The sequence below is a fragment of the Sphingobacterium olei genome, from assembly GCF_005048855.1.
Classification (GTDB): domain Bacteria; phylum Bacteroidota; class Bacteroidia; order Sphingobacteriales; family Sphingobacteriaceae; genus Sphingobacterium; species Sphingobacterium olei.
The window spans coordinates 87,162-111,473 of the sequence record NZ_SUME01000006.1; the positions used below are offsets into that span (position 1 = coordinate 87,162).

A 24,312-nucleotide genomic window follows, 5' to 3' on the forward strand; every position below is an offset into this window, starting at 1 on the left:
TTTGTTTGGTTAAGAAAGTATTATGTTTGGTGCGCGATGCCTACCTAAATTTGAGGAACCAAAAATAAATTCAAAATGAAACCATCATGATTTTTCAAACCACACAGTGGGATGAATAAATCTGATAGCTTCATCACAACTGAAAAAGCAAATTTAAACAGATGAAAAAGTATCTTATGTTTACAGGGCTGAGCATCCTCGTGTTGATGTTGGGCTGCCACAAGACAGACGTAATGGAAACGGCAAACGTTCCCGAATTGTCGGAGTTATCCATAGCAAATGCTGGGGTAGCTCCTTCGTCAATTACGCAAGGGGTAACCATATCGGGCAATAAGTTCTATGTGGGGCAAAACCAGATTTTTTTTAATGGTATCAATACGGCCTGGCAGAAACAAAGCGATTATACGCTTGATTTTTTAGGGCGTAATTTTGACTACAACTGGTGGAATAATGAATTCCAGCGGTACAAAGACAATAAAATTAACCTGGCACGTATCTGGATTCACGGTTCAGGAAGTCACAGTCCTTCCTTAAATGGGGATGGGCTGGTAACGGGCGCTAGCGCCCAATTTTGGTCAGATATGGATCAGTTGGTGCAAATCGCCAAATCGAAGGGAGTATACCTGTTGATTACGTTTTGGTCTTTCGACATGGTGAAGAATACGAGCGGTAAGCACAATCAGTATCGGCAAATTATTAACGACGTCAATAAAACGCAATGGTATACGGAGTATTTTTTAGTTCCTTTTTTACAACGTTACGAGAACGAACCCACGGTAATGGGCTACGATATCTGTAATGAACCGGAACATATGTGGCGGGATGCGAATTGTGGTTACCTGAGTAAAGACCATGTAGTCCGATTTGTGGCGTGGTGTGCAGCAAAAATTAATCAATTCTCGAACAAGCCGGTAACTGTTGGATCGATGTGGATTATTTTTAATAGCGATCGATATGCATCGTGGGATACTTACGGCGGTAATAATTACAGTAACGCCAAGCTACAGGCACAGTACAATAACACAAACGCTTACCTGGATTTCTACTCGCCGCATTGGTATCAATGGCAATCTTCAGGTGCTCCCTTTACCACATCGGTTGGCTATTGGCTGGATAATGGAAACAAACCTGTCCTGATAGGCGAAACACCGGGATATAATATTAATGGATCTACGTATAATAATACCGGTAATTGGAATATTACACTCGCCAATTATTACAAACAGAGTTATTGGAATGGTTATGCGGGGGTCTGCGCATGGAAAAATCCATGGGAAAATGATAATTATGGAGATTTTGAATCGATAAAGAATGCGACCAATGACTTCCATTACCACTACCCAGATCTAGTATATCCATAGTGACCTAGGTTTCAGCAGAAAAAGGAAGGGTAGCGTAGGTTGCTCTTCCTTTTTTTCTGAAAGTGTCTATTCCCAAAGGCCATCAAGAACTTTCATGCCTGTTGGTGATTCAGTGGATCATGAAAGTTTTCTTGTATGCATATACGAGATGACAGCGGTCAACAGCAGAAGGAAGGATAAAATAGTACATCTAAAAAGATGTTCTATCGTGCTTTTAAGGTGTTTTTTGTATGATTTGTCTTATTAACGGATAAAATAATACTAGTCTTGATCTGCACCCACTGCTATCTTTGTAATGGGTTATAACTAGCCACTTTTATAGATAATAGACCTTGTATAACATTTAACTGGTGATAGCATGAAAATATGGAATATAGTCTCCGTTTTGCGCCATTTGATAGCCTTTATATGGCTGTCTTCTGGTTTTGCGCAACAACCTGGCGTAAGAAGCTGGATTACGAAAGCTGACGGTTCGGCACTGCTGGAAGAGCAACCTATTGCGCTCTTTGGGGAAAATGACGGAAGACATTTTCCAATTGTAGTGGACGAACGGCAAACGTTTCAGGAAATTGATGGCTTTGGTTTTGCGTTGACTGGGGGGAGCGCAGAGCTGCTTCATAAGATGAGCCCATCGTCGCGTTCTGCTTTATTAAAAGAGTTATTCGGCAAAGGAACGAGTGATGTTTCGATCAATTACCTCCGCTTAAGTATCGGCGCTTCTGACCTCAATCGGTTTGTGTATTCCTATAACGATTTAAAGGATGGTGAAACGGATATAGCGTTGAAAAAATTTAGCTTGGGACATGATTACGATGATATCATCCCCGTGCTAAAGGAAATTTTAGCCATTAATCCTACGCTAAAAATAATGGCTTCCCCGTGGTCGGCACCGACATGGATGAAAACCAACGGAAAGGTGCAGGGAGGTTCGCTAAAACCGGAATACTATGCGGTATATGCAAAATACCTGCTGCGTTATGTGCAGGAAATGAAAAAGGAGGGGATTGTGATCGACGCTATTACGGTACAAAATGAGCCACTGAATTCAAGAAACACACCTAGTATGCCTATTACAGTACCCGAGATGCGTGTGTTTTTGAGGGATCACTTAGGGCCTCTTTTTTACAAAAACGTACCGGAAACAAAGATTGTGCTTTTTGATCATAACTGCGACCGGCCGGATTATCCTTTGGCTTTATTAAATGATATGGAGCTGGACAGGTATGTGGATGGATCGGGGTTTCATCATTACGGTGGCGATATAAGTACCATGTCCCTCGTTCATCAGGCACGACCGGATAAGAATATTTATTTTACAGAGCAGATGGTTACCCAGAACACTGATGTGCCCATCATGAATATTGCCTATCAAGTAGAACGTTTGGTGATTGGGACGATGCGCAATTGGAGTAAGAACCTTATTTTATGGAATCTTGCTGCAGATCCTCATAATGATCCACATACCGATAATGGGGGCTGTTCTATCTGTCAAGGTGCACTTACACTTGATGGCGACGCGGTCTCCAAAAATGTAGCTTTTCATGTTATAGCGCAAGCTTCCAAATTCGTTCCTACGGGTTCTGTGCGCATCCAATCGAATGGCCCGTTTGATGGGGTGGTCAATTTAACGACAGATGAGGAAAATGCTGAAATTACAAGGACGACTCACATCGCGCAGGGCAATGTATTGCCAAATGTTGCATTTAAGACACCTGAGGGGAAGATTGTCCTCATTGTAGCAAACAGTTCGTTTACTGACCGGAGTGTAAAGATTCAGTACAGGGGGCGTTTTGTTAATCTTTCTTTAGCTGCCGGAGCTATTGCAACCTATGTTTGGCCTATTTAATGCTTGGGATATGAAACCTATAAAAATAGTATTAACGAGTTTACTGTTGATGTGCTGCCTGTTCGCTGTCACCGCGCAAACTATCGGCGGAAGGAATTTCAGCACGGATGGATGGTGGAATCCGAGTGCGACTACTTTTTCGCCGCAGGTCGGGAAAGATGGAACGGTAACGTTTCGTCTTAAGGCGCCTCATGCAAAGACCGTTTTCGTCGAATTAGGCGATTGGGATATTCAGGAATGGAAAATGAAGAAGGACGAGCAGGGTATCTGGTCTGTTGTCGTGGATTCCCTATCCCCCGGTATATATCAATACCATTTTAAAGTGGATGGACTCACGATGTTGGATTTAGAAAATCCTCGGGTTAAGCATGGTACCTCTATATATGGAAATATCCTCGAGATCAGAGGAGAAGCCCCTCTTTTTGACCAGACCAAAGATGTGCCACATGGTGAGGTACGTATACTGCGCTATCGTGCAACAACGCTACAAAAGAATAGAACGGTATATGTCTACGTGCCACCCGGATATAACGAAGAGGGGGAGGCTTTTCCGGTTTTATACCTGCGGCATGGTGGTGGAGACGATGAGGGGAGCTGGATACGTGACGGAGGCGTAGCGGATGTGCTTGACAATCTCCTTGCAGAGCGTAAGGCGAAACCCATGTTGGTGGTCATGACCAACGGACATACAGACGGTTCTTGGGCGGGAGGGAGTTCAAAAGAAGGGATGGACATCTTGGAACATGAACTGCTTAATGATGTGATTCCGCTGGTAGAAGAGCGGTTTCACGTACATAAATCCAAAAAAGGAAGGGCTATCGCCGGCTTATCGATGGGCGGTGGACAGGCTTTTGTGATCGGGCTGCGAAATATGGATAAGTTTAACTACATCGGTCAGTTCAGCTCGGGGCTGCTAAGCGATGAGAAGTTAAATCTTTCGGACTACGTGCCGGAATGGGAGTATAAAAAACGAGAGATAAATGGGCTCATCAAGATCCTGTGGACGAGCTGTGGAACCAAAGATCCACGTTACCAAGGTCATTTGAATTTTTTAAAGACCTTGGACAAGGAAGGGATAGCCTATCAAAGTGACGAAGCACCGGCCGGACACGAGTGGGCATTTTGGCGGGAACAATTGGCAAGATTTACCGTGCACTTATTTTAACATTAGAAAACACAAGTCACATAGACCACATAAATACATTGGCAAAAGAAATGAATAGCAAATTTGAGAACCGGTTGGCCGCCGTAAAGGAGGCTTATGAGCAATTGTTGAATAAAAAGAATGAGGCGGTGTTGCCGGGAAATGGCATCTACGAGCGGTATATCAATCCGGTAGTAACTGCAGATCATACTCCTTTACACTGGCGTTTTGATCTCGATGAAACGAGTAACCCCTACTTGATGGAGCGTTTTGGCATTAACGGTACATTCAATGCAGGTGCCATCAAGTGGCAAGGGAAGTACATTTTGGTAGTCAGAGTGGAAGGCAATGATAGAAAATCATTCTTTGCCATTGCAGAGAGCTCGAATGGAGTTGACGGTTTTCGATTCTGGGATTACCCCATCGTTATTCCTGAAACGGAGACTCCGGATACGAATGTATATGATATGCGCCTTACCCAGCATGAAGACGGTTGGATTTATGGTGTTTTTTGTACGGAACGCAAAGACCCTAACGCTGCGCCCGGCGATTTATCGTCTGCTGTTGCCGCTGCGGGTATTGTACGAACAAAAGATTTAAAGACATGGGAACGCTTACCCGATTTACAGTCAACAAGTCAGCAGCGGAATGTGGTCCTGCATCCGGAATTTGTAGGCGGAAAATATGCATTGTACACACGTCCGCAAGATGGTTTCATCGACGCGGGAAGCGGAGGGGGAATCGGTTGGACGGTAGTGGATAGTATGGAAAAAGCCATCGTTCTGGAGGAAAAAATTGTGAATTCGCGCCAATATCATACGATCAAAGAGTTGAAAAATGGACAGGGACCAGCACCCATTAAAACCGAAAAGGGCTGGTTGCACTTGGCACATGGTGTCCGCGCCTGTGCGGCAGGGCTTCGTTACGTCCTGTACGTGTTCTTGACCGATCGCAATCAACCCGACAGGTTGATTGCTGAACCAGCAGGACATTTAATGGCGCCGCAAGGAGAAGAGCGTGTAGGGGATGTTTCGAACGTATTGTTTACAAACGGTTGGATTGCGGATGATGATGGAACGGTTTTTATCTACTATGCATCAAGCGATACACGTATGCATGTGGCTGTTTCTTCTGTTGATAGGCTCCTGGACTACTGCTTAAACACGGCTGAAGACGGTTTTCGGTCAGCGGTATCTGTAGATGTGCTATCTCGTATTATTTCAAAGAATTTAAATCGTTAATTTAGGCGTCAATTTAAAACCTGTTATGGAATTGAAATCAGATAAAGTCACCCTTCGGGAGAAAGTCGGTTATGGTTTAGGAGATGCTGCATCTTCTATGTTCTGGAAGCTGTTCGGTATGTACTTAATGTTTTTTTATACCGATATTTTCGGCATGGAGGCAAAAGCTGTAGGGACGATGTTTCTGATCACACGGGTCTGGGATTCTTTATTTGATCCTATTGTGGGGGCTTTCGCCGACCGCACACGAACGAAATGGGGCAAGTTTAGACCTTATATTCTGTATGTCGCAATCCCTTTTGGTGTAATTGGTGCGTTCACATTTTTAACGCCCGCATTAGATGGTGTAGGGAAAATGGTGTATGCATATGTCACCTATTCGTTAATGATGATGGTTTACTCTGCAATTAATGTACCTTATGCTTCATTATTGGGCGTAATGAGTCCATCCCCAAAGATTCGCAATGTGCTGGCCACATTTAGGATGACGTTTGCGTATATCGGAAGCTTTGTGACGTTATTATTATTCAATCCATTGGTAAACTATTTTAGCAAAAATAGTCAGAACATAACAGATCAGCAGTATGGATGGTTTATGGCAGCTACGGTCATTGCTGTTTTTTCGGTCTTACTGTTTTTGTTGTGCTTCTATTGGACGAAAGAACGGGTGATCCCCATAGCGTCGACGAGTTCGACACTTAAACAGGATATTCGTGATCTACTGAACAATAGACCCTGGTGGATCCTGCTGGGAGCAGGAGTGGCTGCGCTGGTGTTCAATTCGATTAGGGATGGAGCGACCTTGTATTACTTCAAGTATTATGTACGTGAAGATCAATTCGACAATATCGTGCTGCTCAATATTCCCTTTGTTTTAAGCGGTCTTTATTTAGCCTTAGGGCAGGCCGCCAACATTATCGGCGTGGTTGCGGCAGCTCCGCTAAGTAATAAGATTGGCAAGAAGAATACCTATATGGGGGCGATGCTAATTGCTACGGCAGCGAGCATCTCTTTTTATTGGTTAGAACATGATGAGCTGCTCCTGATTTTCGTGCTTCAGGTCTTGATAAGCATTTGTGCAGGGGCAATTTTTCCGTTGTTGTGGTCTATGTATGCCGACTGTGCGGATTATTCGGAATTGCGGACAGGAAACCGTGCTACGGGTTTGATCTTTAGCTCGTCGTCTATGAGCCAGAAATTGGGTTGGGCATTTGGTACCGCGGTAACGGGATGGCTATTGGGCTACTACGGTTTTCAGGCTAACCAGGTTCAAAGTGCCGAGACGCTATCTGGAATACGTATGTTCTTGAGCTTTTTCCCCGCGATTGGTACCGTGTTATCCGTGTTGTTTATCAGTCTTTATCCATTGAGTGAAAAGAAGATGCTGGATATCACAACAGAATTGGAAAAAAGAAGGATTTAGGCGATAACACGTAATAATATATAGTATTGATGGACGGATTTAAAAAAGAACTGGAAAATAATATCCTACACTTTTGGGAAGAAAAGATGGTGGATGAGGAACATGACGGTTTTTACGGCGCTATTGATGGGAAAAACCGGCTGTTGCCTAAGGCGAATAAGGGTGCAGTGATGAATGCCAGGGTGCTTTGGACTTTCTCGGCGGCTTATCGGGTATTGCAGGAAAAACGATATCTCAGCATGGCCAAACGTGCCTTCGTGTACATCAAAAAGTATTTTCTGGATCTACAGCAGGGCGGGGTATTTTGGGAAGTGGATTACCTGGGAAAGCCGGTAAATCGCAAGAAACAAACTTATGCACAGGGTTTTGCACTCTATGCTTTTTCGGAATACTACAGGGCGACAGGCGAGGAGGAAGCACTGGATTTGGCGATCGCCTTGTTCCATGCCATAGAGACGTGTAAGGATGAAAAATTGGGTGGATATTGGGAAGCTTTTACGGAAGATTGGCAACCTATAGCGGATATGCGCTTGAGTGAAAAGGATGAAAATGAAGCCAAGACTATGAATACGCATTTACATATCCTCGAAGCGTATACAAACTTGATCCGGGTGTGGCCAGATGAACGTTTGCTCGTTGCTCAGCACGACTTGATTCGTGTATTTCTGGATCAGATATTGAACACGGAAACGGGACATTTGCAGTTGTTCTTTGATCGTGAATGGAACACCAAAGGCGACGTGATTTCTTATGGACATGATATCGAAGCTGCCTGGTTGTTGTGGGAAGCAGTAACGGTACTGGGTAATGTTGAACTCCAAGATGAGGTTCGCCTGGTGGCCGGTAAGATCGCCGCCGCCGCCGCAGAAGGGATACTGCCCGACGGAAGCATGGCGTATGAACTAAAAAACGGGCATCTGGATAAAGAGCGACACTGGTGGGTGCAGGCTGAAGCCGTAGTGGGTTATCAATATATGGCCATGATATTGGAAGACGAAACTTCGAAACAACGGGCAGAAGCATTGTGGTGTTACATCCAACAGCATATAGTGGATAAGGAAAATGGCGAATGGTATTGGAGCCGTTTGGAGGATGGATCGGCTAATGATCAGGACGACAAGGCTGGTTTTTGGAAATGCCCTTACCATAATGGCAGAATGTGTTTAGAGATGATGGCAAAAGGGATATGACAAACGACGAAGGCCATGAATATATAAACTCCCAAGATGTGGTATCGACTTGGGAGTTTATATCGTATGCAGTTATGAATTCCGTGGAATGATTGTGTTAAAATCTCTTCTTTTCATGATGTGATGTTTACTGTGGATATCCGGTATTTTGTGTCCAGTGTTTGTTTACTTCCAAAACTTGTCTTGGAACAGGAAATATCCTGCGGTAACGCTCAGAAGATCCAGCAGCATACAAGGATTTGAAGCCCCAGTCTTCCTCAAACTTACCATAGCGAATTAGATCATTACGGCGCCAGGATTCATCTGAAAACTCCCTCGCACGCTCATCCAATAACTCGGCGAAGGTAGGCTCGGTAGTCAATGCAGGCGCATTCACATAGGCGCGAACCTGGTTCATTAACGACATAGCTGTTTCTCCATTGGTTGGGGCCGCCCCGCGGAGGATGGCTTCGGCTTTCATGAGCAATACGTCAGCGTACCGGAAAATAGGCACATCGTTACTTTGGTTTCTATTGTTGGCAGCCGTAACATTTACATCCATATAAAACTTAACGGAGCGGTAACCCATGGATCGGCCTTTTTGGTCATTGCCGGCATTGAGAGTTGGGCCGCCATCCGGGCGAAGCGTAATTTCTTTTGTGGTCTCCATGTGCCAGTCAAATGTGACGTTCTCGTCACTTCCCGAGTAATCTTGATCTATCCCTTTTTTTGAGGTTCTGATTAAAAAAGGACGGCTCAAATCCGGCGAATAGTCTGACCAGTAGTACTGAAGTCCGCCCATATAGGAAGCATTACGGTCGTCTCCTTCTAAATTAAATTTAGCAAGGAAAGTCGGTAGTACACGAAAGGTACCTCCCACACTGGATGGCAACGGTGCAAATTGATTTTGTCCGCTGCGATGGATCCAGAAGCGCGCGTAGGTCATACCTTGTTGCTTTTCCCTGTCGTAGGGCATGGCAAAAATGAAGTCCTTGATCTGCGGTCCGTTGTCTGGACGGAATTTTTCGAGGTACTTGTGGCTGCTTAGGTTAAACTGACCCGATTGGATAATATCATCACACATGGCCACGACTTGCGCGAGTTTCTCGTTAGGCATCGCGGGGGTGTAGGCTGCGACATCGCCTGAGGTATATACAGACCAGTTCAGGTAAAGCTTAGCCAATAGCGCATCGGCCATGTAACGCGTCGCTTTGCCATAAGTAGCTGCAGAAACTTCACCCGGTAAGCGATCCCGCACAGCGAGTAGTTCGGACTCGATAAAGTTTGCTATTTCAGCCCGTGATGATCGATCGGGTATTTGATCTACTTTCCCCTTGATTAAGGGCGCTCCTCCAAAATTATCCATCAAAAGGAAGTAAAAATAGGCACGCATGGCACGCATAGGTGCAGCCTTATCACTTTCATCATCACCGAAAATGGTCAGTACATTGTTTGAAAGATTGATACCCGTCATTGCCGCATTCCACATGTTAGGAAGGATAGCGTTGTCAGATGTCCAGTTATGTACGTGAAGTTCGCGGAAACGCCCTCCATCGTAGTAGTCGGTACCCAAAGCAACACTCACGGCTTCGTCGGACGATAAAGTCTGCACCATCCAATGATTGTATCCTAATGCGCCACGGTACGCGGCATACACATCTGCCGAGATGGCTTCAGCAGCCCTTTCGGTAGTTGGGAAATCGGTGTATTGTGATTTAATATCAACATCCAGGTCGGTACATGAAACGAAGGCCGCAACAAGGGCCGACATGGAAAATAAGGGGATATATAGTTTTGATTTCATGATAAATTCTCCTGATTATAAGTTAAAGTTTAGACCAAACATAAAGGTGCGTGTACGTGGATAAGTTTGGCGGTTGTCAACACCAGGGGTAAGACCACCGAGATTCACTTCCGGATCAATGCCTTTGTAGTTAGTGAGTACAAATACATTGTTCATCGTAGCATAGAGCCTCACATTTTTAAACTGACTTCCAAGATTACTAAAACTGTACGAAAGACTCAGGTTTGCAAGACGCAGGTGATTGCCGCTTTCCAGATAGCGGTCTGATAGGTAGTGCGCATTGATATCAGTTGCCAGCTCGGTGTCTACGACACTCGCCAATAGATTCTTTTGACCGGCATTACCTACGACATTGGAGTGCCGTGCGCGTGTGCCATTCATGATTTTATGGCCGAATACGCCTTGAAACATGCCGGTCAATGCAAAATTTTGGTAGGTGAAGTTGTTGTTCCAGCCTAAAGTGAGTTTGGGTTGTGCGCTACCTGTTATGGCTCTGTCTTTGTGTAAAGGCGTGATCGTTGTTTCGCCTGTGCGTTCGCCAGTCTGTTGGTCATGTACGTGAAATGTGGATATGCCCTCTTCATTATAACCGGCCCATTCCCAGGTATAGAACTGACCAATGGGAGCTCCTTCCATTAAACGCTGTTGAAATGCATTACTTTGGCCAGCTCCACCTAGATCGGCCAAGTCTACATAACCTGTAGAAAACTCCTGATTGGTGATACGGGTTACAATGTTTTTATTATGGGAGGCGACAACCCCGGTGTTCCATGTGAAAGTTGCTGATTTTACTGGAGTTGCATTTAAGGTAAGTTCAACACCTTTGTTACTAATTTCTCCAACATTAGCCGTCAATGATCCGTATAGATACTTCGTTGTTGAAACGGCATAATCATAAATTAGATCTGTGGTGTTTTTATCGTAAAACTCTAGGGTACCGCTCAATCTATTGTTCAGGAAAGCGAAATCCAGACCTAGATTAAGCATGCCGGTTCGTTCCCAACGCAGATCGGGATTGGAATTTCGCAGGGCAGCTAAGGTTCGTAAATCATTGCCAAAAGCATTGGTGTAAAAGCTGGAGGTCGCGCCATAGACCTGTCTCGATGTAAATACGTCGAAGCCCATTGAATTTCCGCTGACACCGTAACCGGCACGTAGTTTTAAATCATCGAAGAAGCCCATCTCACGAATAAGCGGTTCTTCGGATAGGCGCCAGGCAGCAGAAATAGAAGGGAAGGTGGCCCATTGGTTATTCGCCCCAAAGGCTGAAGAACCGTCGCGTCTTACGGTAGCCTGAAAGAGGTACTTGCTGTCGTAAGCGTAATTTAAACGTCCGTAAACGGAGATCATACGGAGCGTGGAGAGGTAATAATTCCCAAATCCCAATAGATCAACGACATTCGCCATTCCGGGATTATAATAGCTTAAGCCATCGTCATAATAATCGGAAGTCGTCAGTTGAAAACCATCGTTATTGTTGTTCTCTTCCCAGGAATAACCGGCTAATGCCGAAACCTTGTGCAGGCCACCGAACGTCTTGTCGTAAGTCAGGTTCATCTCCATTACCTGGCGTTCATCTTCCACAGCTGCACGGATAGACTTTCCATTTTGGTTACGTGCTGCCATCGACAGGGCGGTGTTGTACTGCGAATTAATATACTGGCGATTCTGCATCGAGAGGTCGATGTTGTACGTCAAACTGGGTAGGATTTCGTAACCAACTTTGGCATGTGCCTGTATCACTTTGGTTTTGGAAAAATTGGTATTTTCCTCGATTAATGATAAGGGGTTAACGTATTGGGAGCGATCTGTTTTTTCAAACCATGCGCCGGTTTCTGTTCTCACGGGTGATACGGGCAAATAGTAGTACATGGCATCGTATACACTTAGGCCATCTCCTAATGCAAGTACATCATTTTGTTTGGTGATGCTGGTGTTTACGTTGAAAGAGGCGGTTAGCCGATCGTTCAATGCTTTTGTTTGTACGAAGCCGCGGCCGATCTGGCGTCCCATGTCTGTGCCTTTTATGACGCCGTTGTTTTTTAACGTATTGAGGCTGGCACTGTATTGGGTTTTGTCTGTGCCGCCCAATAACGAAATGTTATGGTTGTTGGAGATACCGGTACGTTCTACTTCACGCTGCCAGTCGGTGTTTGCTCCCAAATCGTCGGTCGGTTCCATAGAGAAATTGTTGTCGTTTACAAAATTCCTGTACTGGTCTCCGGTCATCATCTCATAACGTTTGGTGACGTTATCGACGGCCAGGTAACCGTTGTAGTTGATGCTGGTTTGACCGGATTTGCCACGCTTGGTTGTTACGATGATGACACCATTTGCTGCTTTAGATCCATAAATGGCTGTTGCCGAGGCGTCGCGAAGGATATCGATGCTGGCAATATCATCTGGAGCAACCAATGTAAGCGATGCACCTGGAACACCATCAATAACATAATAAGGCTCCATGGCTTCGCCGCTTCGCAATGTAGAGGCACCACGCAAACTAACCGATGCCCTGGCATTGGGATTACTGTTGTTGGTCGATATGGTTAGTCCGGGTACTTTACCCTGTAACATCTGCGCCGGTGAGGAAAATACGCCGACGTTCGCGTCTTCCGCCTTGATCGTCGTGATGGAACTGGTGAGATCTTTTCGTGCCACCCGGCCGTAGCCAACAACGACTTCATCCAACGCTGTATTTGCTGTCCGCAGTTTTACACTTAGCGCTAAGGGGCTCGCTTCATGAATGCTATAGCCCGATAAAGTATCAGGTTGGAAACCTACGTAGCTGAAAATAAACTGGTAGGGACCACCTTCGGGAAGGTTTTTAAAGGAAAATAATCCTTTTTCTGAAGAGCTTGTCGTGAAGGTTTTGCCCGAACCTCCGTGAACGGCTTTGATGCTAACACCGGAAAGAAATTTTCCGGTTTCATCTTGTGTTGCCCCTTTTACCTGCTCTTGCTGCGCCTGTGCCTGGGAAAGACCAGCCGCCAATAGTGCAAAAAACAACACATTTTTTTTCAATTGATACGGTTTGTTAAACATGATCGTTTTACTTATAGGTTTTCATTTTTATGTTCTTCTTTTGTGCCTTTGTCCTGACTATAGATGGTATAAGATCCATCGGTTTCTGTGACATAACGCAAATTGTTTATGAGACAGATCACCGCGAGGACCTCTTCTAAAGTTTCACGCTGTGGGTCGATATTGCCCGTGTATAGGATTTTTGAGATTCCTTGTTCTCCTATTTTTATAGGGGTATTGTATGCTGTCGTCAAGGCTACAAAAACATTCGGTAACGGAATATTGTCCATTTGAAGCAGGGTGACCGTGTTCTTCTCGATGGTAGGTGTAGGTGGAAGAGTTGTTTTTTTAGCGTGGCCACGCTTATGTTCTATGATACGCATATTTGTATCAAAGGAAAGACGCTCGCCGGAGTTGTTTAAAAAGACGTTCTCGAATGCGGGAATGGCTGCAAGGGAAGCGACTACGACTTTTCCGGTGTGGAGCTGAACAGATGTATACCTAGAGTTGGTACGTGTATCAATGGTGAATGATGTACCTAAGGCTGTGGTCTTCGTCTCGCCAGTGTAAACACTGAAAGGTCGATCGGCGTCTTTTGTGACGGAGAAATAGGCTTTACCGTCTAAATAGATTTCGCGGCTGTCGCCCGGAAAATTTCGCAGATATCGTACGGTAGTTTGTGCAAAGAGTTTGATTGTTGACTGGTCAGGTAGTGTGAGTGTCTGAATGCCTTGTTTGTCGTTTGTTACTGAAATCCAGCTACTATCTTGGACAGGTTTTTCATGCTGTTCTACATACGAAGGTATTACAGCATCTGGGTTTGGTGTGACCCAGCGCCAAAGATTGAACGACAGCAGCACTAAAATAACTGCTGCGGCTGTGTAACGCGTGAAACGTTGGAGGCTATGGCTGCGACGTTCGTTGCGTTCTTGTTGTTCTGTTTCTTTGTGGATCTCCTCTTCAATGTGCTTGGCCATCTTTGCAGAGGGGATGTGATCATGCAGGGGATTACCTTCAAAGAGCTGCCAATCCTTGTCGGGGAAAATATCTTCAATAATAGACGGGGCTTCCCATATTTTTTTTCGTACCTGATGCTGCTCTAGACGATCATCTTGATCGTTTCGTTTATTTTTTCCGAACTTCATACTTATATTACGTGGCTCGGAAGGGGATCCCTAGTTGCTTAACAATTATTTAATATTAGAGGAGGGTGATAATTAGAGCATAATGGAATAGAGGTGCTGTTTGAGCTGTAACAAAGCCTTGCCAATATGTTGTTCTACGGTTTTTGTTGAGATCGAGAGCTGCTGGGAGATTTCTTTATGGGTGAGCCCACGCTTTCTGCTAAGTTCGAAAACGAGGCGGCGTGTTCTGGGCATGTTCTGGATATCTTGCTCCATCAGTCGTAATAGATCTTTACTTTCAATGGTGTCGATTAGGCTGTCGGTAAATGGTGTAGCGGCCGACTCGCCTTCATATTTGAAACGAGTAGCTTCTTTTCGAAGCAGATCGATCATGACCTGGCGTGCCATACCAAAAAGTTGAACGTTGACGTGTAGCTGTTCGCTCAAATTGTTTCGTTGTTTCCATAATTTAATAAAGGTGAGCTGGGTTACTTCTTCAGCAATATAGTCGGATTGCGTTCGCTGTAGAATAAAGCCATAAATTTGATGATGATACTGCTCATACACTCGGCTAAAAATTTCATGGTTATCCGCCTTTATTGCTTTGATATGCTCCATACTTAGAGCAAAGGTAAAATGCCGCTTGGATATATCTGTTAAGCGAATGTTATGGTTGTATGAACTTTCTCCTATTTCCTGAAATGCGTTTGAAAGACCTTGAACAATTGTAATAAAATCTCTGAAAACGGTTTCAAGATCCCACTCATGATCTATTACCGCGGGAGCAGATTGCTCAGGTATTTGGTCAAAATCTGAACCACAGAGAAGCTTCGCTGGTGTATGTTCGAGACGAAGTGACAGGTGGCAATGACAACCTGCCCGGCGGAGGACCGACATGGATTAGCAGCGTGTTTAATTCTCGGGTCTACGAGCTTTCCGGAGGAGAGATGATCAGATCTGTCGAGTATGGTGGTGAATCGCTTGGGTGGTCTTTCCCTAACGATTACCTGCGATCCCTTTACGATGAAGAAAATGATCTGAGATTTCGTACTTACTACTACCCTCTACAGTTGATCGTTAATAATCCTAGCTCACCAAATTTTGGAAAGCCACTGGCTGCTGATCGCTATGATGATGCCTATAGACGATATCATTGGAGCTTGAAGAAATATCACGATGATGAAAAACGGATCGGTACACTCAACAGTTACAAGGATCATATATTTTATCGATATGCCGAAACCCTGTTGTTAGGTGCGGAGGCTGCTTGGAGAGTGGGAGATTTGGATAAGGCATTAGAATATATTAATAGCGTGCGTACCCGAGCCGGACTGAACGGTTTTGCTTCGTTCGACTTAGAGAGCTATCTAGAGGAATCTGCTCGTGAACTGGCCTTTGAGAATGAAAGGTGGTTTTTACTAAAGCGATTGGGAATCTTGGTAGATCGGGTCAATAAATATTATGAGATGGGTTCCAACTCAGGCAATAAGGCTATTTATCCTATGGCAGAACATATGGTAAATATGCCGATAAGCCAGAATCACTCGCGCCAATGCTGATCCGTATTCGAAGCTCTGGGGGTGGAAATGCCATATTTGAATTTACGGCTTCGGGCGAAGAGTATGGATTTAAACGAGACGGGAATTGGCATCTTATATCTATTCCCGTTGCGCATATTAAACAAAAGGATCAAAATATTAACCTCGCACAGATCACAGAATTCATCTTGTTCAGAAGCGGCTCGGGGGATGTCCGTACGTTTGATAATTATTCCTTTTATGTCGATCACGTATTTGTGTCCGAGAAAATGGAGGAAAAATAAATGGATCTTTCTCGCTAGCGTTTAAGTTTTAGCGATAAGTCGCACCTTAAAAAGTATCTTATATAAAAAATCCCGGGTATTACTCGGGATTTTAATCTTTATAGCAGGTTGTGGTTGTCCGATCCTCACAGTGTAGATTACCTTCTCTCCTGATAAACGCCTACTTCTGATAGAACAGCGGGCTTGTTGCCGGGAGTGATCGTTAACCGTATTTTTTGTCCGCTAACGCTTTCAAACCGAAAGATTTTAATTCGCCCCTGTGTGGTAGGGGTAGCAGAAATCGTTTCCCAGTTTCCATCTTTAAGATATGTTAATTGATAAGCCGAAGGCCTATCTTTGCCTTCGGTAATGACAACCGTATTGAAAGGTATAGATCGAGCAAAGGTCAGTTCATACCAAGGCTTACTAACGACGGAATTGGATATCCAGGCCGAACCAAAGTTGTCGTCGTTGGCAAAATCCATGATGTTCATATCGTCGCTCCAACTGCTATTGCTCACCACGTGTTTCGCCAGATTGCTGGACACGATTGGATAGGCGTAGTCTGGAAGCTTCTGATATGTTGTTGATGCACTATACACTTTCCCCATTTCTTGTAGGGCCTCTAAGGCGTTTTGATCCATAAGGCCATCTTTATTCGGCGCGACGTTCAGCATAAAATTGCAGTAGGCCTGATTGTAGGGAATGACAAAATCTTGAATAAGTTGTTGGGGATCTTTGACTGGCGTAGTGGGAAAGGAGGTTTTCCAGAACCAGTTCTGCTGTAAGGGTAGGCATGCCATGGCGGGCAATTTATTGTGCTCTTTGGAGATAAATTGACCTGCTCCTTGCTCATACGATTTGATATCGGTGTAAAATAGGGCATCGCCGGGATATTTCGCCGAATTGAGGTCCATGACCAAGCAATTAGGTTGGAGCGATTTCACAAGAAAGTAGATGTCGTCAAATGGAATGTCGTCGTAAGAGATGCGCGACCAAGGAGCATCCCAGCCGTCAATAACCAATGCATCAATAGTTCCATATTGCGTCAGTAATTCGCGCAATTGTTCTTTGATCAGTTCAATATGTTCGTTGGTGATCTGATTCGGACGTATACCTTGATGCGTGTCGAGTATCGAATAGTATAACATGACACGTAGATCGTTTTTCCGAAAGGCATCCACGAATTCTTTCACGACGTCGCGTCCTAAAGGTGTATTCATCACATTGTAATCCGTTGTTTTGGTATCCCAGATCGGAAATCCGCTATGGTGTTTGGTGGTGAGACAACCGTAGGTCATGTGCGCTGATTTTGCGGCTATGGCCCATTGGTTAGGATCAAGTTTCGGGGAATCAAATAGGGATAGCGATGCGTTGGGATCGGACCAATCCTGGTCCATAAAGGTAGGCATACCGTAATGGATAAACATGCCGAAACCGAGGTTGACAAAATCGAGTTGGTTTTTCCGAAGCAAAGCTTCCGTCGCTTGTTGCTGACCATATACGCTACCTAAGACGAAGACCTGCAACAGAACCGTGGAGCAGAGTAGAAAATAGATTTTCTTCATAATTTGCTTATATTAAAATGATAGATACAAACATACATCGAAAGTACGGAGTTGAAGCCTAACGAAAACCTAAATAATGCTTAACAAAAGCCTAATGAAAGCACAATGAAACAAAATTAATAGTAGCTTTAAATGATGAAGATCCAAGCCAATCCGATTTTTTATAAAAGGGTTTTAATAATCAGTATGCTGGCGTTGATTGCCTTGTTAACGGTATTGGTCTATAATACCTATAAGCTAAAGGACGACAACCTGATATTTGTACACAAACAAAAGATCGTCACGGCGTACGGTAATTCTGTAAAAAGCGATAAATTATTTCCGGGTGGAGACATGATATTTCACGAGGTTTTAGCGCACACACTGCCTGACTTGATTGCTATTCGTGACAGCGCTACATTTTATCGGGAGGGCAACATACTTGTACAGCAACTGTTGGATAGATTACGCGAAAGTAGTCCGATGGATAGTTTGTTTGAGCAGATCGTGGAAGATAATGATCTCGAAAGTAATCTGCTGTACCAGCTTTCGTTGGATAGGTTTGAGGTGGTTAGAGCTGGTGAGTGGAGTACGATTTTTGGTTCAGGGAGAAGGCGATCCAGTGCAGTCATTTCAGGCAAACTTACCCAAATACACGACAATAATAGGATACTGGAGCTTTCGATCAATGATCACCAGGGAGCAGACTATCGTTTCACCTATAGTTTATATGTCGATTCTCCCAATAGGTTATGGAGAGTTTTATCGGCTATGGCGCCTGTCTTTTCTGCTTCATTTATCTGCGTGGTCATCATGATTGTTATCAGTTATGCGACGTTTCGGAATTGGGTAAACGAGCGGAAGGAGGCGCAGCTTAAAACTGATTTTTTGCAACATATCCGGCACGAATTTAATACGCCTATCACAACCATTTTGATATCGGCGAGTAACCTAAAAGAAGCGGATAAGCTCTCTATTTCAGATATCCGGGAAATGGGACACATTATCGAACGGCATGCAAAGCGACTCAAAGCTTATGTAAAACAAAGTATTGATTCAGTGATGCTGGAAGACCAAAATCCGGATCTCGAATTACAGGATCTTAATCAGCTCACAGCGGTTTACCTGCGGGATATTGCCCTGGGCATGGCCGATCAGATAACGATAAGCTATGACCCGCATCAGCAACCCATCTACGCTGATGTGGATCCGATGCTCTACTTTCCGATATTGAATAATCTGGTAGAGAATGCGACGAAGTTCAATCTGTCGGAAGACAAAAACATTAATTTTCGATGGGAGAAGCTCAATGAAGAATGGATGCGGTTATCCATAGCAGATAATGGAATGGGAATATCTGAAGAAGATAGATCGAAAATATTTGATAAATTTTATCGATCAACTACGAAGCAGGGTGGAGCAGGACTGGGCCTGGGACTGTATTATGTAATGGTGTGCGCTGAAAAAATGGGTTGGATCGTCCGTTTAGACGGAACAACGGAAATAGGTGCCCGTTTTGAAATAGATATTCCACTAGAAAACTGATATGGACAGCATGATAGATATATTACTCATCGAAGACGAACCCGATCTAGGGGCACTCTTGTCACTATATCTGCAGAATAAAGGTTTTCGGGTTTCTTGGAAGCTGACAGCAGAAAGTGCCCTGCAGGAATTTGCCGCTATCTCATGCCGGTTGGTCATTATTGATGTTCAGCTGCCTGACGGGGATGGTTTTTCTGTAGCGCGGCGAGTAAAAGAGCGCGTTCCGCTTCAGCCCATATTTTTTTTAACAGCGCTTGGAGGTAAGGAGAATAGAAAGAAGGGATTGGAACTGGGAGCTTTCGATTATATTGAAAAGCCATTTGAGATGGACGAATTGATGCTTAAGATCATGAACGTCATCCATTTTTCCGCGACAAAAGATGCAGCCCCGTCTGTGAAGACGAGCATACACCTCGGGGAGATTGTAGTTGATCCCGATCGATTGTTCCTGACATATCCAAATGGAGAGAAAAAGAACATGACGCTGCGTGAAGCAGAAATACTGACATATTTATTAGAACATAAAAACGAGCTGGTATTGAAGAAGGACCTCTTGCTGCGATTTTGGGGGAATACAGATTATTTTAACGGAAAAAGTTTAGAAGTGTTTATCTCCAGGATAAGAAAACTGCTTAAAGCGGATCCGACGGTAGTGATTGAAAGTATCTATGGTGCCGGCTATATCTTGAATGTAAACAAGAATTAGAAGAAATTCCTTAAACGATTTTGTATTATTGTTGTTAATTAACTAACAGATAAACTCAACTTAAATAAGATATATGGACTTCAATAGAAAATTTCAACACAATGTAGATGGAAGGACAATCACATTCGACGTAACCTACGATCCAAAAACTCATTTTTTTACCGTATTGGAATCGGGACAACAGGAAAGGTATCACTTAAAATTTGATATGAATACCCGTATATGGCGGACGGAAGATGGCCCCAAGCCACAAATTGCAGTCGAAGAGCTTGCTACGCTTGTACAGAAAAGTTTCGGACATTTCATGTAGTCCGTTTGATAAGGCCGCTTTTTGAACAATCCAGAATGTTAACATTAACGACAAAAGGAATCCGGAAAGCTATTTCATAAAACATCGGAAGTAAACTGTTTTGTTTTTGAAAATTATTCTCTATTTTTGATTCACCGATAGGAAATAGTTAAATAAACAAAACGCCTTAACCAATTGTTATAATTATTATGAAAGCCAGGAAGATATCTTTTATTCGGACGCTACTAGTCATGGCATTAGTCTGTTGGGGGCTGGGTTCATATGCTCAGGATACGACGACCACCGTAGGATCTATGCAGGCCACGCAACAGAATCTTGAAAATAGCCACAATGAACTGGAAACCTTAAGATCATCTTATAGAGCATTAAAAGAGCAGTCTGATAAGCTTTTGATGGCAAACGATAGCATCCGCAGGATGATTAGCAGCGCGCAGCAGGAATCATTCAATTCGCAGCAACAACTGTACGAAAACAATTATTCTATCATTGCTAATGCGTTAAACGATATTGAAAATGTCAGAAAGCAAATTAATGCCTACGGGAAATTGTTGGATGTGGCGATAGCTGGGTCATTGATTACAGCGTTGAATAGCCCAACCAATTCGGAGTTAGGGACGAGCTTTTCGAACGTAGTGATCCAGAATTCACACAGTATACTTGCAAAAGATCTGAGTGGTAAAGCTAAAAATAAATTTACCGAGACGATAACGCGCGTCGTTAGCATTCCGGTTGTCTCTACATTGGCGGCGACCAATCCGGTTACCTCTATCGTTCAGAATGTATTTCAGCAGGCGGTGGGCTATGGCGACAATGCTATTAAAGAACAGACGATAAAGGATTTTATGCGCAGTTTGGAGCCTTATATTGAATTTTATATTTCCATCGATCAGAAAACAACGTCTTTTAGGGATGATCTTCTTTCCTATAGGAGAGACCTTAAAAAATTTGAAAATGTGTTTGACCGGTATTCGCAAAGTTTATACGTTTCATTGGGGGCAACGGAAACAACAGCGAAGCAAAAGATGGGTGAATTATTTAAGTATTCTTCAAAAGGAAGCTTGTCGTCAACAGAATTGAGGAACATCAATAATGCGGGAGCTATTCAAAATAGTGTGGCAATCGTAAATAAATCACCGGATCTGCTGGTGGATCAAAGTCCATTCGATGCGGTATATAATCAGTATCTAGATGATATTATCCGCATACTGGAGCAAGCAAAATCAAACAGTAACTTAAAATTTGACGCCAATAAATTAGACCATTTGATCCGGGAGCTCGCAAAAACTAAAGTAAAATAGGTTATAAGCTACGGAAGACTACTTCTATCCGCGCTGTTGAAAATGGGATGGAGTCGTTAATTGGTGCGGAAAATGGTAATGGGAAGAGGGTAGTTACATTGTTCACATAATGCTGCACATAATACGTTCCATGGTAGGCATGTGCCGTTAAATAATCGACCATCTCCTGAAGCTCTGCGGTACTGATTAGCTCACGATGCCATGTAGTACGTACTTCAAAGGGAACATGAGATTCTTGAAGAAGATGCAGGCTTTTCTCAAAGGCGGCGTGTAGATGGGAACGTGTAATGTCGACAAAGGATTTTGCAATGGCTTTAAAATCCAATGCAACATAGTCAACACAGCCTTGATTGATCAGCGCTTCCAGTACTTTTGGCCGGGAGCCATTGGTGTCAATTTTCACCAGAAAGCCCATTTCTTTTACGATACGTACCATCTCTAGGAAGCTGGGGTGTAAGGTACATTCGCCGCCGCTGAATACGACCCCTTCCAAAAGATGTTTGCGTGATGTTAAGAATCGCAATGTTTCTGCTATTGTAAGCTTTCCTTTGCCCAATACAATCTCTGGGTTGTAACAATATAAACAACGCATATTACAGCCCGCAAACCAAATGATGCAGGCTGTATGATCGGGATAATCGAGTAATGTAAAAGGGGTAATGCTATAGACCGGTTTTTGCATGAAACTCTCTAAAGTGTGTGCGCTGCTGATGTTCGCCTTTTTTTCCAATGTTGAAACTTTCTACAGGTCGGTGATATCCCATGACGCGTGTGTAGACAAGACATTTGCTACGTTTATCCTCATGCTGGGCGAGGATTTTCTCATGCTGTTGTTGCTGTGTGTTCATGATGTGAAGTATTTAATGGATTATCATTTAAAATAAGATGGTCACATTTCGGGCAGTATTCATGCTCGCCATTCAGGTAGCCGTGTACTGGACAGATACTAAAAACAGGGGTAATAGTGATATAAGGTAATTTGAAGTTGCGGATAATGGTCTGTACAAAGCTGAGACAGGCTGTCGGTGAGCTAATGCGCTCACTCATATAAAGGTGAAGTACGGTTCCCCCGGTATATTTGCATTGGAGTTCATCTTGTAATAATAGTGCTTCGAATGGATCAGCGGTATAATCTACTGGAATCTGTGAGCTATTGGTGTAATAGATATTAGGATACGTCCCGGCCTGTAAGATATCTGGAAATCGCTTGATATCTTCTTTGGCGAAGCGGTAAGTGGTCCCTTCCGCAGGCGTAGCTTCAAGATTGTATAGGTTGCCCGTTTCTTCCTGAAATTCCTGCATACGGACACGGATATGATTTAATATGCGCTTGGCAAATGCTATACCCGCGAGGGATGCGATATCATTTCGATCTTGTGAAAAATTGCGGATCATCTCGTTCATTCCATTAACTCCGATGGTAGAAAAATGATTGCGAAAGTGGGATAAATATCGTTTCGTATACGGATATAGTCCCCTGTCGTAGAGATCCTGTATGCAAGCTCTTTTTTTCTCAAGTGTGGATTTGGCAATAAGCAACAGCTCATCCAAGCGTGTATAGAGTTTTTCCTCTTCCTCGGCAAAGAGATAACCTAATCGGGCCATGTTGATCGTTACGACACCGATGCTACCCGTCATCTCTGCACTACCGAAAAGTCCATTGCCGCGCTTGAGTAGTTCCCGTAGGTCGAGCTGTAGACGGCAACACATACTCCGTACTGCGTTGGGCTTGTAAGCTTCAGGATTTTCAACTTTGTTACCCAGATCATCGATAAAATACTGACTGCCGATGAAATTTTGGAAATAGGAAGAACCTATTTTTGCCGTATTTTCAAAAAGAAGTTTTGCATTTTCACTGTGCCAGTCAAAATCTTCGGTGATATTAACCGTGGGTATCGGAAAGGTAAACGGCTGTCCGTAGGCATCGCCTTCCGTCATAATGGTATAGTATGCTTTGTTGATCATGTCCATTTCTTCTTTGAAATGTTTGTAACATAGATCAGTCGGTTGCGCAACCCCTTTGTTCTGGATAAGGTTTAGGATACGTACGTCGGTAATCCCCGAAAAGAGATGGACGTCCCCACGTGTAGGAATCTGATCTCGGAGATCTTCGGGTACGGTCCAGTCGAGTGTAATATTGGTAAAGGGGGATTGCCCCCAGCGTGCTGGTACATTAAGATTATAGACGAAGCTGCGGACGGCTTTGTACACGTCTTTATATCCCAATTGGTCGAGAAAGACATACGGTGCGAGGTAAGTATCGAACGAACTGAAAGCCTGCGCTCCCGCCCACTCGCTTTGCAAGATGCCTAGGAAATTTGCCATTTGGCCGAGTGCCTCCCTGAAATGTGCGGGAGGACGGCTTTCGACGCGTCCTCTAACGCCATTGAAACCTTCGTTGAGCAGTACCCTTAAGCTCCAACCTGCACAGTAGCCTGTAAGACAATCCAGATCATGAATATGGATATCGCCATTTCGGTGTAGTGCGCCTTCTTTTGGGCTATAGACAGCATCTAACCAGTAGTTGGCAATAATCTTGCCTGCTGTATTATTCACTAAACCGGCATTGGAATAGGAAGTATTGGCGTTGGCATTGATCCGCCAATCGGTTTGTTGAATATATTCCGAAATGGTCTGCGTACTATCCACATAGGTCGTGTAAGGATTGAGCGTTCCAGAATGATCGCGTTGCATCTTACGGGTGTGTCGGTATAGCATGAAAGATCGCATGGCATCATAATGCCCGCATTGATAGAGTGTGTGTTCGATCAGGTTTTGGATATCCTCCACGGCCCAGCTTTCTATTGCTTGTAACTGCTCCATGACTTGACTGAATACGGTATCATCCGGTTGTTGTGATACACTGATGAAGCATTTTGCAATTGCATCTTGTATTTTATAGGCTTGGAAAGGTTCAGATATACCGTTTCTTTTGATGACTTGTTGTTCCATATCGTTTGGTGAAATATGTC

General features: G+C 43.9%; 20 protein-coding genes. 12 read left to right on the forward strand and 8 right to left on the reverse strand.

The genetic code is table 11. The features are described 5' to 3' along the window. Positions 1 to 161: 161 nt before the first annotated feature. From FAZ15_RS15040 to FAZ15_RS15065, 6 genes are all read left to right on the forward strand, one after another. On the forward strand, positions 162 to 1,361 hold the full coding sequence (locus FAZ15_RS15040; RefSeq protein WP_136902149.1) for a glycoside hydrolase family 5 protein: 1,200 nt from the start codon (positions 162 to 164) through the stop codon (positions 1,359 to 1,361). A gap of 358 nt (positions 1,362 to 1,719) precedes the next feature. Continuing rightward, on the forward strand, positions 1,720 to 3,207 hold the full coding sequence (locus FAZ15_RS15045; protein ID WP_202912414.1) for a glycoside hydrolase family 30 protein: 1,488 nt from the start codon (positions 1,720 to 1,722) through the stop codon (positions 3,205 to 3,207). Positions 3,208 to 3,217: 10 nt separating this feature from the next. Next, entirely contained in the window at positions 3,218 to 4,372 is a 1,155-nt protein-coding gene (locus tag FAZ15_RS15050; RefSeq protein ID WP_136902150.1) for an esterase, read from the forward strand. A gap of 50 nt (positions 4,373 to 4,422) precedes the next feature. Next, positions 4,423 to 5,592 carry a glycoside hydrolase family 130 protein gene (locus FAZ15_RS15055; protein WP_136902151.1) on the forward strand — a complete coding sequence of 390 codons (1,170 nt, stop codon included), beginning with the start codon at positions 4,423 to 4,425 and terminating at the stop codon, positions 5,590 to 5,592. A gap of 25 nt (positions 5,593 to 5,617) precedes the next feature. Continuing rightward, entirely contained in the window at positions 5,618 to 7,015 is a 1,398-nt protein-coding gene (locus FAZ15_RS15060; RefSeq protein WP_136902152.1) for an MFS transporter, read from the forward strand. Positions 7,016 to 7,044: 29 nt separating this feature from the next. Then, positions 7,045 to 8,205, forward strand: coding sequence for an AGE family epimerase/isomerase (locus FAZ15_RS15065; protein ID WP_136902153.1), 1,161 nt, complete (start codon positions 7,045 to 7,047; stop codon positions 8,203 to 8,205). A gap of 127 nt (positions 8,206 to 8,332) precedes the next feature. Here FAZ15_RS15065 and FAZ15_RS15070 read toward each other — a convergent pair whose 3' ends face one another. The 4 genes from FAZ15_RS15070 to FAZ15_RS15085 form a co-directional block, all read right to left on the reverse strand. Then, on the reverse strand, positions 8,333 to 9,988 hold the full coding sequence (locus tag FAZ15_RS15070) for a RagB/SusD family nutrient uptake outer membrane protein (RefSeq protein ID WP_202912415.1): 1,656 nt from the start codon (positions 9,986 to 9,988) through the stop codon (positions 8,333 to 8,335). A 15-nt stretch (positions 9,989 to 10,003) separates the two neighbouring features. Further along, a complete protein-coding gene (locus FAZ15_RS15075; protein ID WP_136902154.1) occupies positions 10,004 to 13,030 on the reverse strand; it encodes a SusC/RagA family TonB-linked outer membrane protein in 3,027 nt (1,008 codons plus the stop codon). Positions 13,031 to 13,041: 11 nt separating this feature from the next. Beyond that, positions 13,042 to 14,154, reverse strand: coding sequence for a FecR family protein (locus FAZ15_RS15080; protein ID WP_136902155.1), 1,113 nt, complete (start codon positions 14,152 to 14,154; stop codon positions 13,042 to 13,044). Between the two features lie 72 nt (positions 14,155 to 14,226). Beyond that, on the reverse strand, positions 14,227 to 15,030 hold the full coding sequence (locus tag FAZ15_RS15085; protein WP_238387272.1) for a sigma-70 family RNA polymerase sigma factor: 804 nt from the start codon (positions 15,028 to 15,030) through the stop codon (positions 14,227 to 14,229). Between the two features lie 50 nt (positions 15,031 to 15,080). Here FAZ15_RS15085 and FAZ15_RS15090 point away from each other — a divergent pair, with 50 nt between their 5' ends. Together FAZ15_RS15090 and FAZ15_RS15095 are read left to right on the forward strand one after the other, a co-directional pair. Continuing rightward, positions 15,081 to 15,692, forward strand: a complete 612-nt coding sequence (locus FAZ15_RS15090; protein WP_202912416.1) for a RagB/SusD family nutrient uptake outer membrane protein — start codon at positions 15,081 to 15,083, stop codon at positions 15,690 to 15,692. Continuing rightward, on the forward strand, positions 15,686 to 15,955 hold the full coding sequence (locus FAZ15_RS15095; RefSeq protein WP_136902157.1) for a hypothetical protein: 270 nt from the start codon (positions 15,686 to 15,688) through the stop codon (positions 15,953 to 15,955). The genes FAZ15_RS15090 and FAZ15_RS15095 overlap by 7 nt, the downstream gene beginning before the upstream one ends. A 137-nt stretch (positions 15,956 to 16,092) precedes the next feature. Here FAZ15_RS15095 and FAZ15_RS15100 read toward each other — a convergent pair whose 3' ends face one another. Next, positions 16,093 to 17,502, reverse strand: a complete 1,410-nt coding sequence (locus FAZ15_RS15100; protein WP_136902158.1) for an alpha-L-fucosidase — start codon at positions 17,500 to 17,502, stop codon at positions 16,093 to 16,095. A gap of 132 nt (positions 17,503 to 17,634) precedes the next feature. Between FAZ15_RS15100 and FAZ15_RS15105 the strand changes: the two genes are divergently transcribed. The 4 genes from FAZ15_RS15105 (at position 17,635) to FAZ15_RS15120 (ending at position 21,340) form a co-directional block, all read left to right on the forward strand. After that, a complete protein-coding gene (locus tag FAZ15_RS15105) occupies positions 17,635 to 19,026 on the forward strand; it encodes a sensor histidine kinase (RefSeq protein WP_136902159.1) in 1,392 nt (463 codons plus the stop codon). 10 nt (positions 19,027 to 19,036) lie between these two features. Beyond that, entirely contained in the window at positions 19,037 to 19,732 is a 696-nt protein-coding gene (locus FAZ15_RS15110) for a response regulator transcription factor (RefSeq protein WP_162304971.1), read from the forward strand. A 73-nt stretch (positions 19,733 to 19,805) separates the two neighbouring features. Beyond that, positions 19,806 to 20,042, forward strand: a complete 237-nt coding sequence (locus FAZ15_RS15115) for a hypothetical protein (protein WP_136902161.1) — start codon at positions 19,806 to 19,808, stop codon at positions 20,040 to 20,042. A gap of 188 nt (positions 20,043 to 20,230) precedes the next feature. Continuing rightward, positions 20,231 to 21,340: a hypothetical protein gene (locus tag FAZ15_RS15120; protein ID WP_136902162.1), complete on the forward strand. Its 1,110-nt coding sequence runs from the start codon at positions 20,231 to 20,233 to the stop codon at positions 21,338 to 21,340. Between the two features lies 1 nt (position 21,341). Here the strand turns inward: FAZ15_RS15120 and FAZ15_RS15125 are convergent, their stop codons facing one another. From FAZ15_RS15125 to FAZ15_RS15135, 3 genes are read right to left on the reverse strand one after another with little or no spacing between them, the layout of a single operon-like run. Further along, positions 21,342 to 22,022, reverse strand: a complete 681-nt coding sequence (locus FAZ15_RS15125; RefSeq protein ID WP_136902163.1) for an anaerobic ribonucleoside-triphosphate reductase activating protein — start codon at positions 22,020 to 22,022, stop codon at positions 21,342 to 21,344. After that, on the reverse strand, positions 22,003 to 22,188 hold the full coding sequence (gene nrdD / locus FAZ15_RS23005; protein ID WP_136902164.1) for an anaerobic ribonucleoside-triphosphate reductase: 186 nt from the start codon (positions 22,186 to 22,188) through the stop codon (positions 22,003 to 22,005). The genes FAZ15_RS15125 and nrdD overlap by 20 nt, the downstream gene beginning before the upstream one ends. After that, complete coding sequence (locus FAZ15_RS15135) at positions 22,163 to 24,292, reverse strand: ribonucleoside triphosphate reductase (RefSeq protein ID WP_136902165.1); 2,130 nt, start codon at positions 24,290 to 24,292, stop codon at positions 22,163 to 22,165. The genes nrdD and FAZ15_RS15135 overlap by 26 nt, the downstream gene beginning before the upstream one ends. Between the last annotated feature and the right edge of the window lie 20 nt (positions 24,293 to 24,312).

Excerpts from the sequence above, each read along its gene's own strand:
- FAZ15_RS15040 (WP_136902149.1), top strand. The coding sequence starts at position 162 with ATGAAAAAGTATCTTATGTTTACAGGGCTGAGCATCCTCGTGTTGATG.
- FAZ15_RS15045 (WP_202912414.1), top strand. The coding sequence starts at position 1,720 with ATGAAAATATGGAATATAGTCTCCGTTTTGCGCCATTTGATAGCCTTT.
- FAZ15_RS15050 (WP_136902150.1), top strand. The coding sequence starts at position 3,218 with ATGAAACCTATAAAAATAGTATTAACGAGTTTACTGTTGATGTGCTGC.
- FAZ15_RS15055 (WP_136902151.1), top strand. The coding sequence starts at position 4,423 with ATGAATAGCAAATTTGAGAACCGGTTGGCCGCCGTAAAGGAGGCTTAT.
- FAZ15_RS15060 (WP_136902152.1), top strand. The coding sequence starts at position 5,618 with ATGGAATTGAAATCAGATAAAGTCACCCTTCGGGAGAAAGTCGGTTAT.
- FAZ15_RS15065 (WP_136902153.1), top strand. The coding sequence starts at position 7,045 with ATGGACGGATTTAAAAAAGAACTGGAAAATAATATCCTACACTTTTGG.
- FAZ15_RS15070 (WP_202912415.1), bottom strand. The coding sequence starts at position 9,988 with ATGAAATCAAAACTATATATCCCCTTATTTTCCATGTCGGCCCTTGTT.
- FAZ15_RS15075 (WP_136902154.1), bottom strand. The coding sequence starts at position 13,030 with ATGTTTAACAAACCGTATCAATTGAAAAAAAATGTGTTGTTTTTTGCA.
- FAZ15_RS15080 (WP_136902155.1), bottom strand. The coding sequence starts at position 14,154 with ATGAAGTTCGGAAAAAATAAACGAAACGATCAAGATGATCGTCTAGAG.
- FAZ15_RS15085 (WP_238387272.1), bottom strand. The coding sequence starts at position 15,030 with ATGTCGGTCCTCCGCCGGGCAGGTTGTCATTGCCACCTGTCACTTCGT.
- FAZ15_RS15090 (WP_202912416.1), top strand. The coding sequence starts at position 15,081 with ATGATCAGATCTGTCGAGTATGGTGGTGAATCGCTTGGGTGGTCTTTC.
- FAZ15_RS15095 (WP_136902157.1), top strand. The coding sequence starts at position 15,686 with ATGCTGATCCGTATTCGAAGCTCTGGGGGTGGAAATGCCATATTTGAA.
- FAZ15_RS15100 (WP_136902158.1), bottom strand. The coding sequence starts at position 17,502 with ATGAAGAAAATCTATTTTCTACTCTGCTCCACGGTTCTGTTGCAGGTC.
- FAZ15_RS15105 (WP_136902159.1), top strand. The coding sequence starts at position 17,635 with ATGATGAAGATCCAAGCCAATCCGATTTTTTATAAAAGGGTTTTAATA.
- FAZ15_RS15110 (WP_162304971.1), top strand. The coding sequence starts at position 19,037 with ATGATAGATATATTACTCATCGAAGACGAACCCGATCTAGGGGCACTC.
- FAZ15_RS15115 (WP_136902161.1), top strand. The coding sequence starts at position 19,806 with ATGGACTTCAATAGAAAATTTCAACACAATGTAGATGGAAGGACAATC.
- FAZ15_RS15120 (WP_136902162.1), top strand. The coding sequence starts at position 20,231 with ATGAAAGCCAGGAAGATATCTTTTATTCGGACGCTACTAGTCATGGCA.
- FAZ15_RS15125 (WP_136902163.1), bottom strand. The coding sequence starts at position 22,022 with ATGCAAAAACCGGTCTATAGCATTACCCCTTTTACATTACTCGATTAT.
- nrdD (WP_136902164.1), bottom strand. The coding sequence starts at position 22,188 with ATGAACACACAGCAACAACAGCATGAGAAAATCCTCGCCCAGCATGAG.
- FAZ15_RS15135 (WP_136902165.1), bottom strand. The coding sequence starts at position 24,292 with ATGGAACAACAAGTCATCAAAAGAAACGGTATATCTGAACCTTTCCAA.